Source organism: Pseudomonas sp. NFACC45, assembly GCF_900113505.1.
Taxonomy (GTDB): Bacteria; Pseudomonadota; Gammaproteobacteria; order Pseudomonadales; family Pseudomonadaceae; genus Aquipseudomonas; species Aquipseudomonas tehranensis.
The window spans coordinates 389,377-402,615 of the sequence record NZ_FOPO01000005.1 but is presented as its reverse complement, the minus strand read 5'-3'; the positions used below and the strand labels follow the sequence as shown (position 1 = coordinate 402,615).

General features: G+C 63.5%; 14 protein-coding genes. 9 read left to right on the top strand and 5 right to left on the bottom strand.

The window, feature by feature from the left end:
- Window positions 1-3 precede the first annotated feature (3 nt).
- The 9 genes from BM132_RS11965 to BM132_RS11925 all read left to right on the top strand — a co-directional run bounded on the left by BM132_RS11965 (window position 4) and on the right by BM132_RS11925 (window position 7,740).
- A complete protein-coding gene (locus BM132_RS11965; RefSeq protein ID WP_092455504.1) occupies window positions 4-1,782 on the top strand; it encodes a cis-3-hydroxy-L-proline dehydratase in 1,779 nt (592 codons plus the stop codon).
- Window positions 1,775-2,440 carry an amino acid ABC transporter permease gene (locus BM132_RS11960; protein WP_092455502.1) on the top strand — a complete coding sequence of 222 codons (666 nt, stop codon included), beginning with the start codon at window positions 1,775-1,777 and terminating at the stop codon, window positions 2,438-2,440. The genes BM132_RS11965 and BM132_RS11960 overlap by 8 nt, the downstream gene beginning before the upstream one ends.
- Before the next feature lie 9 nt (window positions 2,441-2,449).
- On the top strand, window positions 2,450-3,100 hold the full coding sequence (locus BM132_RS11955; protein WP_092455499.1) for an amino acid ABC transporter permease: 651 nt from the start codon (window positions 2,450-2,452) through the stop codon (window positions 3,098-3,100).
- Window positions 3,093-3,815, top strand: coding sequence for an amino acid ABC transporter ATP-binding protein (locus tag BM132_RS11950; RefSeq protein WP_047228972.1), 723 nt, complete (start codon window positions 3,093-3,095; stop codon window positions 3,813-3,815). The genes BM132_RS11955 and BM132_RS11950 overlap by 8 nt, the downstream gene beginning before the upstream one ends.
- 168 nt (window positions 3,816-3,983) lie before the next feature.
- Window positions 3,984-5,012: a trans-3-hydroxy-L-proline dehydratase gene (locus BM132_RS11945; RefSeq protein ID WP_092455497.1), complete on the top strand. Its 1,029-nt coding sequence runs from the start codon at window positions 3,984-3,986 to the stop codon at window positions 5,010-5,012.
- Window positions 5,013-5,225: 213 nt separating this feature from the next.
- Window positions 5,226-6,143 carry a dihydrodipicolinate synthase family protein gene (locus BM132_RS11940; protein ID WP_092455495.1) on the top strand — a complete coding sequence of 306 codons (918 nt, stop codon included), beginning with the start codon at window positions 5,226-5,228 and terminating at the stop codon, window positions 6,141-6,143.
- 159 nt (window positions 6,144-6,302) lie between these two features.
- Window positions 6,303-6,857, top strand: a complete 555-nt coding sequence (locus tag BM132_RS11935; protein ID WP_092455493.1) for a DinB family protein — start codon at window positions 6,303-6,305, stop codon at window positions 6,855-6,857.
- A 26-nt stretch (window positions 6,858-6,883) separates the two neighbouring features.
- Window positions 6,884-7,234, top strand: a complete 351-nt coding sequence (locus BM132_RS11930; RefSeq protein WP_092455490.1) for a DUF6152 family protein — start codon at window positions 6,884-6,886, stop codon at window positions 7,232-7,234.
- Entirely contained in the window at window positions 7,234-7,740 is a 507-nt protein-coding gene (locus BM132_RS11925; RefSeq protein WP_092455488.1) for a DUF6644 family protein, read from the top strand. The genes BM132_RS11930 and BM132_RS11925 overlap by 1 nt, the downstream gene beginning before the upstream one ends.
- Window positions 7,741-7,797: 57 nt before the next feature.
- Here the strand turns inward: BM132_RS11925 and BM132_RS11920 are convergent, their stop codons facing one another.
- The 5 genes from BM132_RS11920 to BM132_RS11900 form a co-directional block, all read right to left on the bottom strand.
- Window positions 7,798-8,862, bottom strand: a complete 1,065-nt coding sequence (locus tag BM132_RS11920) for a 2,3-butanediol dehydrogenase (RefSeq protein ID WP_250886118.1) — start codon at window positions 8,860-8,862, stop codon at window positions 7,798-7,800.
- 84 nt (window positions 8,863-8,946) lie between these two features.
- A complete protein-coding gene (locus BM132_RS11915; RefSeq protein ID WP_092455484.1) occupies window positions 8,947-10,059 on the bottom strand; it encodes an acetoin dehydrogenase dihydrolipoyllysine-residue acetyltransferase subunit in 1,113 nt (370 codons plus the stop codon).
- Complete coding sequence (locus BM132_RS11910; RefSeq protein WP_092455482.1) at window positions 10,059-11,075, bottom strand: alpha-ketoacid dehydrogenase subunit beta; 1,017 nt, start codon at window positions 11,073-11,075, stop codon at window positions 10,059-10,061. Before BM132_RS11910 ends, BM132_RS11915 begins: the two co-directional genes overlap by 1 nt.
- A 49-nt stretch (window positions 11,076-11,124) precedes the next feature.
- A complete protein-coding gene (locus BM132_RS11905; RefSeq protein ID WP_092398737.1) occupies window positions 11,125-12,102 on the bottom strand; it encodes a thiamine pyrophosphate-dependent dehydrogenase E1 component subunit alpha in 978 nt (325 codons plus the stop codon).
- 2 nt (window positions 12,103-12,104) lie between these two features.
- Complete coding sequence (locus BM132_RS11900; RefSeq protein WP_092455480.1) at window positions 12,105-13,175, bottom strand: ATP-NAD kinase family protein; 1,071 nt, start codon at window positions 13,173-13,175, stop codon at window positions 12,105-12,107.
- Window positions 13,176-13,239: the final 64 nt, after the last annotated feature.

The following is a 13,239-nucleotide window of genomic DNA, read 5'->3' as shown; positions in this document are numbered from 1 at the left end:
AACATGCCAAGCACGCCTACCCGTATGACGGGCCGAAGTCTGGTGGAGGGTGCCGCCCAGGGCGCCCTGCTGTACGCCGATGTGGGCCTGAGTTTCTGGGGCGGGGTCGATCCGGCCAGCGGCGAGGTCATTGACCGCCATCATCCGTTGAGCGGCGAACGCCTGGCCGGGCGCGTGCTGGCGATTCCCAGCGGGCGTGGCTCCTGCACCGGCAGCAGCGTGCTGATGGAGCTGATCAGCAACGGTCACGCCCCTGCGGCCCTGGTGCTGGCCGAGGCAGATGAAATCCTGACCCTGGGCGTGTTGGTGGCGCAGGTGATTTTCCAGCGTTCCCTGCCGGTGGTGTGTGTCGGGCGCGAGGCCTTCAACCGGTTGCGCGGTCAGGGTTTTGTGCGCATTGAAGGCGCTGGCCTGACCTTGTCGGGTCAGCGCCCCAACGATGGCTGGCATGGGCTGGACTTTCCAACCCCCGCGCTCAACTGTTCAACCATCAGCCTCAGCGAAGAGGACCAGGCGCTGCTCGATGGCAGCCACGGCAAGGCGGCCCAGGTCGCGATGCACATTGTATTGCGCATGGCCGAGATCCAGGGCGCCACACAACTGTTGGATGTGACCCAGGCCCACATCGATGGCTGCATCTATACCGGCCCGGCCAGCCTGCGTTTTGCCGAACAACTGGTGCAGTGGGGGGCGAAGGTGCGCGTTCCCACCACGCTCAATTCGATTTCCGTGGACCAGCGGCGCTGGCGGGAGCTGGGCGTCGACCCGGCCCTGGGTGAGCCGGCCAGTGCTTTGGGTGATGCCTACATGGCAATGGGTGCGCAGTTGAGTTTCACCTGTGCCCCCTACCTGCTCGACAGTGCGCCCAAGGCTGGCGAACAAATCGTCTGGGCCGAATCCAACGCCGTGGTCTACGCCAACAGCGTGCTCGGCGCCCGCACGCAGAAGTACCCGGACTTCCTGGACATCTGCATCGCCCTCTGCGGCCGTGCGCCGTTGACCGGCTGCCATCTTGACGCGCAGCGCAAAGCCGCGCTGATTATCGATGTGCCGCCGTTGGGGTCCGTGGACGACAGCTTCTATCCGCTGCTGGGTTATCACATCGGCAGCCTGACGGGCCGTCGCATTCCACTGATCCGCGGCCTGGAGCAAGCCGCCCCCACGCGGGATGACTTGAAAGCCTTCGGCGCCGCGTTCGCCACCACCAGCGCCGCGCCGCTGTTCCACATCGCCGGGGTGACGCCCGAGGCCCTCGACCCTGCCGACGTCCTGGCGCCAGGTATCAGCTTGGCGCAGGACACTGTCAGCGCTGCCGGCCTGCTCGCCAGTTGGCGCGAACTCAACAGCGCCCGGCACCGCCATGTGGACGTGGTCTCCCTGGGCAACCCGCATTTTTCCCTCAGCGAATTTGCCGCCCTGTCGGCCCTGTGCGCAGGCCGCCACAAACATCCGGATGTGGTGCTGGCGATCACCTGTGGCCGAGCGGTACTGGAACAGGCTCGCGAGGCGGGCCACCTGCAGGCCATCGAAGCCTTCGGCGCGCTCCTGGTCACCGACACCTGCTGGTGCATGTTGGGCGAGCCGGTCATCCCGCCCCACGCCACCACCCTGATGACCAACTCCGGTAAATATGCCCATTACGCGCCGGGTCTGGTCGGTCGCGGCGTGCACTTTGCCTGCCTCGCGCAATGCGTTGAAGCCGCGTGCAGCGCAACGGCCAACGGTCAACCGCCGACGTGGCTGCAACCGACTGTCCATACGGGGGGGCTGACCGATGTTTGACTACAGTTTCCAGTGGCGCCCGGCCTTGCGTGCCCTGCCCGACATGCTCGCCGGGGCCTGGGTCACTTTCGAGACCGCGGCGCTGTCGATGATCTTCGGCGTGCTGATCGCCCTGGTGCTGACGGTGATGCGCCAGGCCCGCCATCCGCTGCTGCGCGGCGTGGGCAACGGCTGGGTGTCGATCGCCCGCAACACGCCCTCGCTGTTCCAGATCTACATCCTCTACTTCGGCCTCGGCTCTCTCGGGCTGCACGTCAGTTCCTGGCTGGCGTTGCTGGCCGGGATCACCTTCAACAACGCCGGTTACCTGGCGGAAAACTTTCGCGGCGGCCTCAAGGCTGTGCCGAGTACGCAGATGCGCGCCGCCCGCTCCCTGGGCATGAGCGCCTGGCAGGCCTACCGAATGATCATCGTCCCGCAACTGTTGCGCATCGTGTTCTACCCGCTGACCAACCAAATGGTCTGGGCGGTGCTGATGACCTCCCTGGGTGTGGTCGTGGGCCTGAACAACGACCTCACCGGCGTCACTCAGGAATACAACGTCAAAACCTTCCGCACCTTCGAATACTTCGCCCTCGCGGCGCTGCTGTACTACCTGATCGCCAAGCTGATCGTCGGGCTGGCCCGGCTGTTGTCCTGGCGCCTGTTTCGTTATTGAGGTCTCGTCATGTTTGAAACCAGCCTCACCCTTAACGACCTGCTGTTCTTGCTCGACGGGGCCTGGGTCACGCTGCAACTGACCGCGTGGTCGATCCTGCTGGGCACCCTGGCCGGCTTGCTGTTCGGCCTGCTACGGGCATTGTTGCCTCGGGCCAGCCTGCCATTGGCCTGGGTACTGGACGTGTTTCGCAGCGTGCCGCTGCTGATCCAGTTTGTACTGTTCAACGCCCTCAAGAGCATCGTCGGCCTGAACCTGAGCGCCTTCGCGGTCGGTTGCATCGTGCTCGGCGTCTACGCTGCCGCCTACTTCACCGAGATCGTGCGCGGTGGCGTGCTGGCGGTGCCGTTGAGTACCCGGCGGGCCAGTCGCTCCCTGGGCCTGAGTTACCTGCAGGATCTGCGCTACATCGTCCTGCCGATTGCCACGCGGGTCGCGTTCCCTGGCTGGCTGAACCTGGTCTTGGGCGTGATGAAAGACACCGCGCTGGTGATGTGGATCGGCATTGTCGAACTGCTGCGCGCCTCGCAAACCATCGTCACCCGCATCCAGGAACCGCTGCTGGTGCTGTGCATCGCGGGCCTCATTTACTACGTCATGAGCCTGGTGGTCGCCCGCCTTGGCGCACGTCTGGAAAGAAGGTGGCAGGAAAATGATTGAGATCGAAAACGTACACAAATCCTTCGGCGAGCTGGAAGTGGTCAAGGGCGTGAGCCTGACGGTGGACAAAGGGGAAGTGGTGTCGATCATCGGCGGCTCTGGCTCCGGCAAATCGACCCTGCTGATGTGCATCAACGGCCTGGAACCGATCCACAAAGGCAGCATCCGCGTAGACGGCATCGAGGTCCACGACCGCGCCACCGACCTGAACCGCTTGCGGCAGAAGATCGGCATCGTGTTCCAGCAATGGAACGCTTTTCCCCATCTGACGGTGCTGGAAAACGTGATGCTGGCGCCTCGCAAAGTGCTGGGCAAAAGCAAGCAGGAGGCCGAAGCGCTGGCGCTGCAACAGCTGGAGCATGTGGGCCTGGGAGACAAGCTCAAGGCCTTCCCCGGCAAGCTTTCCGGTGGTCAACAACAGCGCATGGCGATCGCCCGAGCCCTGGCGATGTCGCCGGACTACATGCTCTTCGACGAAGCCACCTCGGCCCTGGACCCGCAATTGGTGGGCGAAGTGCTGGACACCATGCGCATGCTCGCCGAAGACGGCATGACCATGGTGCTGGTGACCCACGAGATCCGCTTCGCCCGGGACGTGTCCGACCGCGTGGCGTTTTTCTGCGACGGGCGGGTCCATGAGATCGGGCCGCCGGATCAGGTGATTGGCAACCCTGTGCAGCCGGAGACGGCGGCGTTTCTCAAGTCGGTGAAATAGCCAATGGCCCCATCGCGAGCAGGCTCGCTCCCACATTGTTCTGTGAACGCTACAGAACTCTGTGGGAGCAAGGCTTTCCCCCACATTGCTTTGTGGACGCCACAGAACGCTGTGGGAGCAAGGCTTGCCCGCGATGGGGCCCTACAGGACAACACAAGGATTTGACTCATGCGCTCATCAAAAATCATCCATATCGTCAGCTGCCACGCCGAAGGCGAAGTCGGCGATGTGATCGTCGGCGGCGTCGCACCACCGCCCGGCGCCACCGTATGGGAGCAGTCACGCTGGATCGCCCAGGACCAGACCCTGCGTAACTTCGTGCTTAACGAGCCCCGTGGTGGCGTGTTCCGTCACGTCAACCTGCTGGTGCCCGCCAAAGACCCACGGGCGCAGATGGCCTGGATCATCATGGAACCGGCCGACACCCCGCCGATGTCCGGTTCCAACTCGTTGTGCGTCGCCACCGTATTGCTGGACAGCGGCATCCTGCCCATGACCGAACCCCAGACGCGCTTGGTCCTCGAAGCTCCCGGCGGGCTGATCGAAGCGGTGGCCGACTGTCGTGACGGCAAAGTCCAGCGGGTGGAAATCAGGAACGTGCCCTCCTTCGCCGACCGCCTTGATGCCTGGATCGAAGTCGAGGGACTGGGGTCGCTGCAGGTGGACACCGCCTACGGCGGCGACAGTTTCGTCATCGTCGACGCCCAGCGCCTGGGTTTTGCCATCCGCCCCGATGAAGCGGCCGAGTTGGTGGCCGTGGGGCTGAAAATCACCCGGGCCGCCAACGAACAACTGGGCTTTGTCCATCCGTTGAACCCTGACTGGTCGCATATCTCGTTTTGTCAGATCGCCGCGCCCATCGTCCTGGAGAACGGCATTGCCAGCGGTGCCAACGCCGTGGTGATCCAGCCCGGCAAGATCGATCGCTCCCCCACCGGCACCGGTTGCTCGGCGCGCATGGCGGTGTTGCATGCCAAGGGGTTGATGCAAGTGGGAGAGCGCTTCATCGGCCGCTCGATCATCGGCTCCGAGTTCCACTGCCGTATCGATTCACTGACCGAAGTGGCCGGGCGCCCGGCGATTTATCCGTGTATCGCCGGGCGCGCGTGGATCACCGGCACGCATCAACTGTTGCTGGATCCAGAAGACCCGTGGCCGCAAGGGTATCGGCTTTCAGACACCTGGCCTGGCGCATGACTTTCGAACTTTGCACATCCCTGTGGCGAGGGAGCTTGCTCCCGCTGGGTCGCGAAGCGGCCCTCTGGATTTGCCTGACACCCCGAGTTGCCAGGTAGTTATTGGGGCCGCTTCGCAGCCCAGCGGGAGCAAGCTCCCTCGCCACAAAAGCTCTGTATTCGACTCAACTTTACCTACGTATATGAGAAATACCCTTAACCACCGGAGACAACCATGAGCAAACGCATCAACTGGAGCGGCGTATTCCCCGCCGTCACCACGCAGTTCAACGATGACTTTTCCATCAACCTGGAAAAAACCCATCAAGTGATTTCCAACGTCATTCGCGACGGAGTGTCAGGCCTGGTGGTCTGCGGTTCGGTGGGGGAAAACACCTCCCTGAGTGCCGAGGAAAAAATCGCCGTGACCGAAGTGGCGGTGGACGCTTCCCGGGGTCGGGTGCCGGTGATCTGCGGCGTGGCCGAGTTCACCAGCGTGCAGGCGGCCAAGGTCGCCAACGCCGTGCGTAAAGTCGGTGTCGACGGGGTGATGCTGATGCCGGCGCTGGTCTATGGCTCCAAGCCGTTCGAGACCGCCGAGCATTTCCGCTACGTGGCCCGGCATGCCGACGTGCCGTTGATGGTCTACAACAACCCGCCGATCTACAAGAATGACGTGACCCCGGACATCCTGATTTCCCTGGCCGATTGCGACAACGTGGTGTGCTTCAAGGATTCGTCCGGCGACACTCGGCGTTTCATCGACGTGCGCAATGAGGTCGGCGACCGCTTTGTGTTGTTTGCCGGCCTGGACGACGTGGTGCTGGAAAGCCTGGCGGTGGGTGCCGAAGGTTGGGTCTCGGGGATGTCCAACGTGTTCCCCCAAGAAGGCGAAACCATTTTCCGCCTGGCTCGCGCCGGACGTTATGCCGAAGCGATGCCGATCTACGAATGGCTGATGCCGATCCTGCACCTGGACGCCCGCGCCGACCTGGTGCAGTGCATCAAACTGTGCGAAGCCATCGCCGGTCGCGGCAGCGCCCTCACCCGCCCACCGCGCCTGGCGCTGCCGGAGGAGGATCGGGCGTATGTCGAGCAAATCATGGCCAAGGCCCTGGCCAATCGGCCGGTGTTGCCGGATGTGGGGCTTTAAGAACCGACCTGGCACTCCAGGTAGATAAAGAAATCCATGTGGGAGCGGGCTTGCTCGCGAAAGCGGTCTGTCTGGTAGGACTATGCTGTATGTGCCGCCGTCTTCGCGAGCAAGCCCGCTCCCACAGGATTTGTGGCGGCCATGACAGGGAGGCTTCCCATGAACTATTTCCTGGCCCAGGCCCTGAACAACCAATGGGCCAACCACAGGCTGCTCGGCGCCTGCGCGCAGTTGAGCGAGGCCGAATACGAGGCGCCGCGCACGGGGTTCTTCCCGTCCATCCAGGCTACGCTTTGCCACATCCTGGAGGTGGACCGCTATTATCTCACTGCTCTGGAAGGCGACCGTGACGGCCAGATAAAGGACTTCTCCCAGACGCTGGCCTTTGCGGCACTGAGGCACAACCAAACTCAAACCGACCAGCGGCTGGTGGCATTTTGCGAAGCCCTGCGGGAAAACGACCTCGCCCGCTTCGTCGATCTGGTGCGTGTCGACGGTGTGGTGCGCGAACGAATCGACCGGCTGCTGTTGCACCTGTTCGAACATCAGATCCATCATCGCGGACAGGTCCACACCATGCTCAGTGCCACCCACGTCAAACCGCCGCAACTCGATGAATTCTTCCTCGACTGCGACCGCAGGTTTCGCGCAGCAGAGGAGCAGGCACTGCAGCTCGGCGAAGACCGCGTCTGGCGCAACTACCGGCCGGGCTGAACCGATGATCCAACAGGAGACCTGCCATGAAACACATACTCGGTTGCATCGGCTTTTCGTTGATGCTGATGGCAACGACCGTCCTGGCCCACCACGGCTGGAGCGAGTACAACACTGACAATCCCCTGCAACTCAACGGAACGATAGAAGAGTCCGGCTATTCGCACCCCCATGGCTTCGTGCGCCTGAAAACGCCGGACAAAACCTGGACCGTGGTCCTTGCCCCGCCATCACGCATGGAGAACCGAGGCCTGAGCAAGGACATGCTCAAGCCTGGCAACCAGGTGGGTGTGGCCGGCTATCCCAACCGCAACAAACCCGATGAGTTGCGCGCAGAACGCATCACCGTCGACAACAAGACCGTCGAGTTGCGCTGATGCAGGCCCTCGAGGCAGGCAACGACCCGCAAGGCTGGTTGGACCGGCTGGAGGGTTCAGCCCTGGCGCAGGCCATGCGCGGCGACCTGTGGCTCTACCCGTCGGTTGAGGTGGTACACATCATCGGGTTTTCGCTGTTGGTGGGCGCGGTGGTGATGTTCGATTTGCGGGTGCTGGGGGTATCCAAGGGCATTGCCGTGACGGCGCTGGCCCGCCACCTACTGCCCTGGGCCCTTGCGGCCCTGCTGTTGATCGTGCCCGCCGGCTTGCTGATGTTCAGCGCCCATCCCCATGACTTCGCCGGCAACGGCGTGTTTATCCTCAAGCTGAGCCTGATTGCCGCAGCGGGCCTCAACGCCTTGGTGTTTCACCTCGGTATTTATCGCACGGTCAGCCAATGGAACACCGCCAGCGCGGCACCAGGACTGGCAAAAGCGCAGGCGGTGCTGTCTGTGGCGATATGGTTCACGGTGGTGTTGTGTGGGCGCTTGCTGGCTTACACCTGAGATAAAAAATGCGATGGCCGCTTGCCGGCCATCGCCAATCGCCCACCTCGGGCGCGCTCAGATCCTTGCAGGTGACACGATAATCTTCACGTTGTGCTCCTTGTTGTTGACCAGTTCCTCGAACCCCTGGCCAACGATCTGCTCCAGCTGGATTCGCCCGGTCACCAGCGGCGAGATGTCCAGGCGCCCATCGGCGATGAAGGCGATCACGTCAGCGAACTCACCGTTATAGGCCAGCGCACCGAGCACCTGCTTTTCGGTGGACACCAGCTCGAAGAAGTTGAATTGGCTGGGCTCCTCGAAAATCCCCACCAGCACACATTTGCCGGCCTTGCGGATCAGGTCGATGGCGAGTTTGGCGGTGTGTTTATTGCCGATGCACTCGAAGCTGACATCGGCGCCCAGGCCAGCGGTCAGGCGTCGCACCTCGGCCAGGGCATCGCACTCGTTCGGATCGATGACATGGCTGGCGCCCACTTCCAGGGCCTTGGCCTTGCGCGCACCGGACATTTCCAGGGCAATCACCTGCGCCGCGCCGGCGGCCTTGGCGCACATGATGGTGCACAGGCCGATGGTTCCGGCGCCGACCACCACCACGTTCTGGCCCAACAGGCTGCCGGCCTTTTTCACCGCATGCATACCCACTGCCAACGGCTCGATCAGCGCACCGGCTTCGGCGGGAAAATCAGCTGGCAATTTGTAAAGCAGGTTGGCCGGTACGTTGACCAATTCGGCAAACGCACCGTTGTTCATCAGCCCGGTGAACGCCAGGTTTTCGCAGATGTTGTAGAGCCCGTGGGTGCAGTAATAGCAGGTGCCGCAATGCTGGCAAGCATCGGCCGCCACCGGCTCACCGACGCTGAAACCCTCGACACCGGCCCCAAGTTCGACGATTTCACCGCAGAATTCATGGCCGAGGATGCACTGGCCCTTGATCCCGGTCAGCGGGTGCGGTGCGTCCACCGGAATGAACACCGGCCCGGCCACATACTCATGCAGGTCAGAGCCACAGATGCCGCACCATTGCACGCGGATCTGCACCCAACCGGCCGGCGGCGACACGGGCAGCGGCACGTCTTCGACGCGGATGTCGTTGCGGCCATGCCAGACAGCGGCGCGCATGCTGCGGGTAGGCTTGATTGAAACGTTCATAGGGTTGCCTCCAGAATTTTGTAGGGGCGACGAATCACCTCGCCGCCCGCCCGATCAATGCTGCTCAATGAACCCGAGGATCAGCCGGTTGACCTGCTCGGCCGCTTCCATTTGCACCATGTGCCCCTGGCCGGGCAGTACCTCCACCTGGGCATGCAGCCCGTCGCTGTGGGCCACCGGGATGATTGCGTCGTCGCTGCCCCAGATCACCAGGGTCGGCACCTCGCCGGCCTGCACCACTTCGCGCAAGTCCGTTTGCTGGCGACCGTCGGCGAACAGCGTCGCTGACAGTTGCAGCAGCGCTGCGTCTACGCCCTCCAGGCGCTTGTACTTGAGCATGTCATCGAGCATCTGCCGGTTGACCAGCTCGGCATTGGAGAACAGTTGCACCAGTTGCGGCTTGAGGGCGTTGCGGTTGGCCGCTTCGACAAAGCCTTTGAGGTAGCTGCCATTGATCTGCGCGCCCAGCCCGGCACTGCCGATCAAGGTCAGCGACCGTACTCGCTGGGGCATCAGGCGCGCGGCGTTCAGCGACACCGCCCCACCCATGGAATGCCCCACCAGATGCACAGCGTTGATGTCCAGGTGATCGAGCAAGGCCAGCACCACCGCGCTCAGTTCGTCCAGGTCTCCGCGTTGCAGTGTCTTGGCGGATTCGCCGTGGCCCGGCAGGTCCAGCGCGATGACCCGACGCCCGGCCGCCAACGCCTCGTGGTTGAACAGCCAGTTGTTCAGGTCGCCGCCAAAACCATGCACCAGCAGCAGCGGCGTGCCGCCCTCGCCACGCTCGAAAAAGCGGATCACCCGGCCGTCCAGTTCGATTTTCTGAGGTTTCGGGCCACTGTCTTCATCGGCAGCGTCGCCGGGCACAAAGGTCGATTGGAACTGCTCAATGACCGCATCGATCTCGGCATCGCTGGCTTCGCCGTCGACGACAATGCCGAGCAAGGCGCCGACCGCCAGGGTTTCATCCTGCCGGGCGACCTGTCGGCGCAATATCCCGGAAAAGGGTGCTTCGACACTGCTGGAGATCTTGTCGGTTTCCACGTCCAGCACTTCATCACCCTTGGTGATGGCCTGGCCCTGCTCCTTGAGCCAGGCATCGACCCGGCCCTCGGTCATCGACAGGCCCCACTTGGGCATGGTCAGGGTATGAATCTGGCTCATCAGCGCTTGCTCCACTCGATCACGTTGAGCACGGCTTGTTCGATCTTCGCCGCGTCAGGGATGTACAGGTCTTCCAGGGCATCGGAGAACGGCACCGGGGTATGGGGCGCGGTGACCATTTCGATCGGTGCCTTGAGCGCGCCGAAGGCTTTTTGCGCGACCAGCGCCGAGATGTCCGTGGCCATGGAGCAGCGCGGGTTGGCCTCGTCGATGACCACCAGGCGCCCGGTCTTCTCCACGCTTTCGAGGATGCTGTCCTCGTCCATCGGGCTGGTGGTGCGCAGGTCGATGACCTCGCAGTCGATGCCACGCCCGGCCAGGCTGCGCGCGGCGTCCATCGCGGTGTTGACCATGCGCCCGTACGAGACCAGGGTCACGTCCTTGCCGTCGCGCAGGAAGTTGGCCTCGCCGAAAGGAATGGTATAGAGCTCTTCCGGCACCTCGCCCTGCATGCTGTAGAGCAACTTGTGTTCGCAGAAGATCACCGGGTCGTTGTCGCGAATGGCCTGGATCAGCAGGCCCTTGGCGTCGTAGGGCGACGACGGGCACACCACTTTCAGCCCCGGGATGTGCGTCCACAGGGAGGTGAGCATCTGCGAATGCTGGGCGGCGGCGCGCAGACCGGCACCGACCATGGTACGGATCACCAGCGGCGTGGAGGCCTTGCCGCCGAACATGTAGCGAAACTTCGCCGCCTGGTTGAGGATCTGGTCCAGGCAGCACCCGGCAAAGTCGACGAACATCAGTTCGCACACCGGGCGCACGCCGCAGGTCGCCGCCCCGACCGCCGCGCCGACGTAACCGATTTCCGACAACGGCGTATCCAGCACACGCCCGGGGAACTGGTCGTAAAGCCCCTTGGTGACGCCGAGCACACCGCCCCAGGCGTCGTTTTCACCGGGCGCACCGGCGCCACCGGCGACGTCCTCGCCCATGATGAAGACGCTGGCGTCGCGGCGCATTTCCTGGGCCAGGGCTTCGTTGATTGCCTGCTGATAGCTGATTTTTCTCGCCATGATGGGATTCTCTGTTTTTGTTTTAGGTTCTTGTTCGAGTAAGCAGCGTTCAGGGATAGGAGACGTAGACGTCGGTCAGCAGGTCCGCCGCCGTGGGCTTGGGATCGGACTTGGCCTTGTACACCGCGTTTTCGATCAGCTGTTCCACTTCCTTGTCGATCTGGTCCAACTGCTCGGCCGCCAGCAGCCCGGACCGGGTGGTGCGTTCGCGAAACTGCATCAGGCAGTCCTGATTTTCACGGAAATGCTTGACCTCATCGGGAGCCCGGTAGGTCTGTGCGTCACCTTCGAAGTGGCCGTAATAGCGGGTCAGCTTGACCTCGATCAGTGACGGCCCTTCCCCGGCCCGGGCGCGCTCGACGGCGGCCCCGGCCGCTTCATGGACGGCGAAGAAGTCAAAGCCATCCACCGTCACTCCCGGCATGCCGAAGCCGGCGGCGCGGTCAGCGATGTGATCGCAGGCCACCGACCAACTGGACGCGGTGGCTTCGGCGTAGCCATTGTTTTCAGCGATGAACAGGCACGGCAGGTTCCACACCGAGGCCATGTTCATGGCTTCGAACACCGCGCCTTCGTTGGAACCGCCGTCACCAAAGAACACCACGGCGACGCTGTCGGTGCCCTTGAGCCGAGCGGCCAGCGCGGCACCCACCACCAGGGGCGCGCCGGCACCGACAATGCCATTGGCGCCGAGCATGCCTTTCTCGAAATCGGCGATGTGCATGGAGCCGCCCTTGCCTTGGCAGACGCCGGTCTTCTTGCCGTAGATCTCGGCCATCATTCCGTACACGTCCACGCCCTTGGCGATGCAATGGCCGTGGCCACGGTGGTTGGAGGCGATGCAATCGTCATCGCCCAAATGGGCCATGACGCCGGCGGCCGACGCCTCTTCGCCGGCATACAGGTGGACGAAACCGGGGATCTCGCCGGTGGCGAATTCCACGTGCAGGCGCTCTTCGAAAGCGCGGATGGTGCGCATCACCTGGTAGGCGTGCAGCAGTTGATCGGGGGTGAGCGGTGTCGACATTTTTATTCTCCAGGGGTGTCTTGAAGGTTCAGGGGGTGTTGCGGGTGTTCGCGACCAATGGCCAAGAGACGCTGTTGCGCGGCGTAGGCCAGCACCGCGTTGACATCGATGCTCAGTGGGCCTGCGGCATCGAGGGTGACCGTGGGTCGGTCCTGGGCGTTGAATTCGATTTCCCGTTCGCCGTCCAGGGCCAGGGTGCCGCAGGACAGCGACAAGCCCTGGGGGACGCCAGGGGCCAAGGGGCCGGCGGCAAGCACGCCACAGCCTTGCAGCAAACCGGGGGCCAGCGGCACCAGCAACGCCTCGGGCGATTGCGGGTCGAGGCGCATCCAGGCACCGCCCGGCGCCTGGCGGGACACCGGAAACCACAAGCCGCACAGGGCTGACAGGCCGATGGATTGCGGTTCGGCAAAGGTCACAAAGACCTCGGCCAGGTCCGCCGCCCGGCTGATAGCCCGCGCGCCGACAAAACGCAGCGGCGACACAGCAACATCCACCAAGGCGACTTCCCGCAAGCCGCGTTCGGGATCGCACACCAACAAGCGTTTGTTGCGGCGCAGGCCGATCTGCGCCGGTATCCGGCCGCTGGCGTACAACCCGCCGGCCAACCCGGCGCTGGTGGCTTCGCGCAGTTCGGGGAAGGCGTTGTTGGTGCCGGTGGACAGGGTCAGCAGCGGGATGTCGCCAACCTCAGCCGCCACAGCTTTGTGGGTACCGTCGCCGCCGAGCACGGCAATCAGCGCCACCTCGCGTTCGGCCATCAGCCGCGCGGCGCAACGCGTGTCTTCAACGGTCTGGCGCAAGGTCAGGTCAAGAAACTCCAGGGCCGGCCAATGGCTGCTGCGCGCCTGGCGGCTGTGGCTGTTTTTCAGAACGGCGGCGGCGATGCCGGTCATGTCGGTCGGCATCAAGACGTGCTCGATACCAGTGGCACCGAAGGCGGCCAGCAGCCGCTGGATCACCGAGACTTTGTCGGTGCTGGAAAACAACCCGGCGTTGGCGGTCAGGCGGCGCACATCGCGCCCCGACGCCGGGTTGGCAATGATGCCCACGGTCAGTGGACGGCGGCTCATGGCGCCACCGCCAGTGGCTCAGATAAATGACCTGGGCGACAACACCCTCGGTGCAAAGACATAG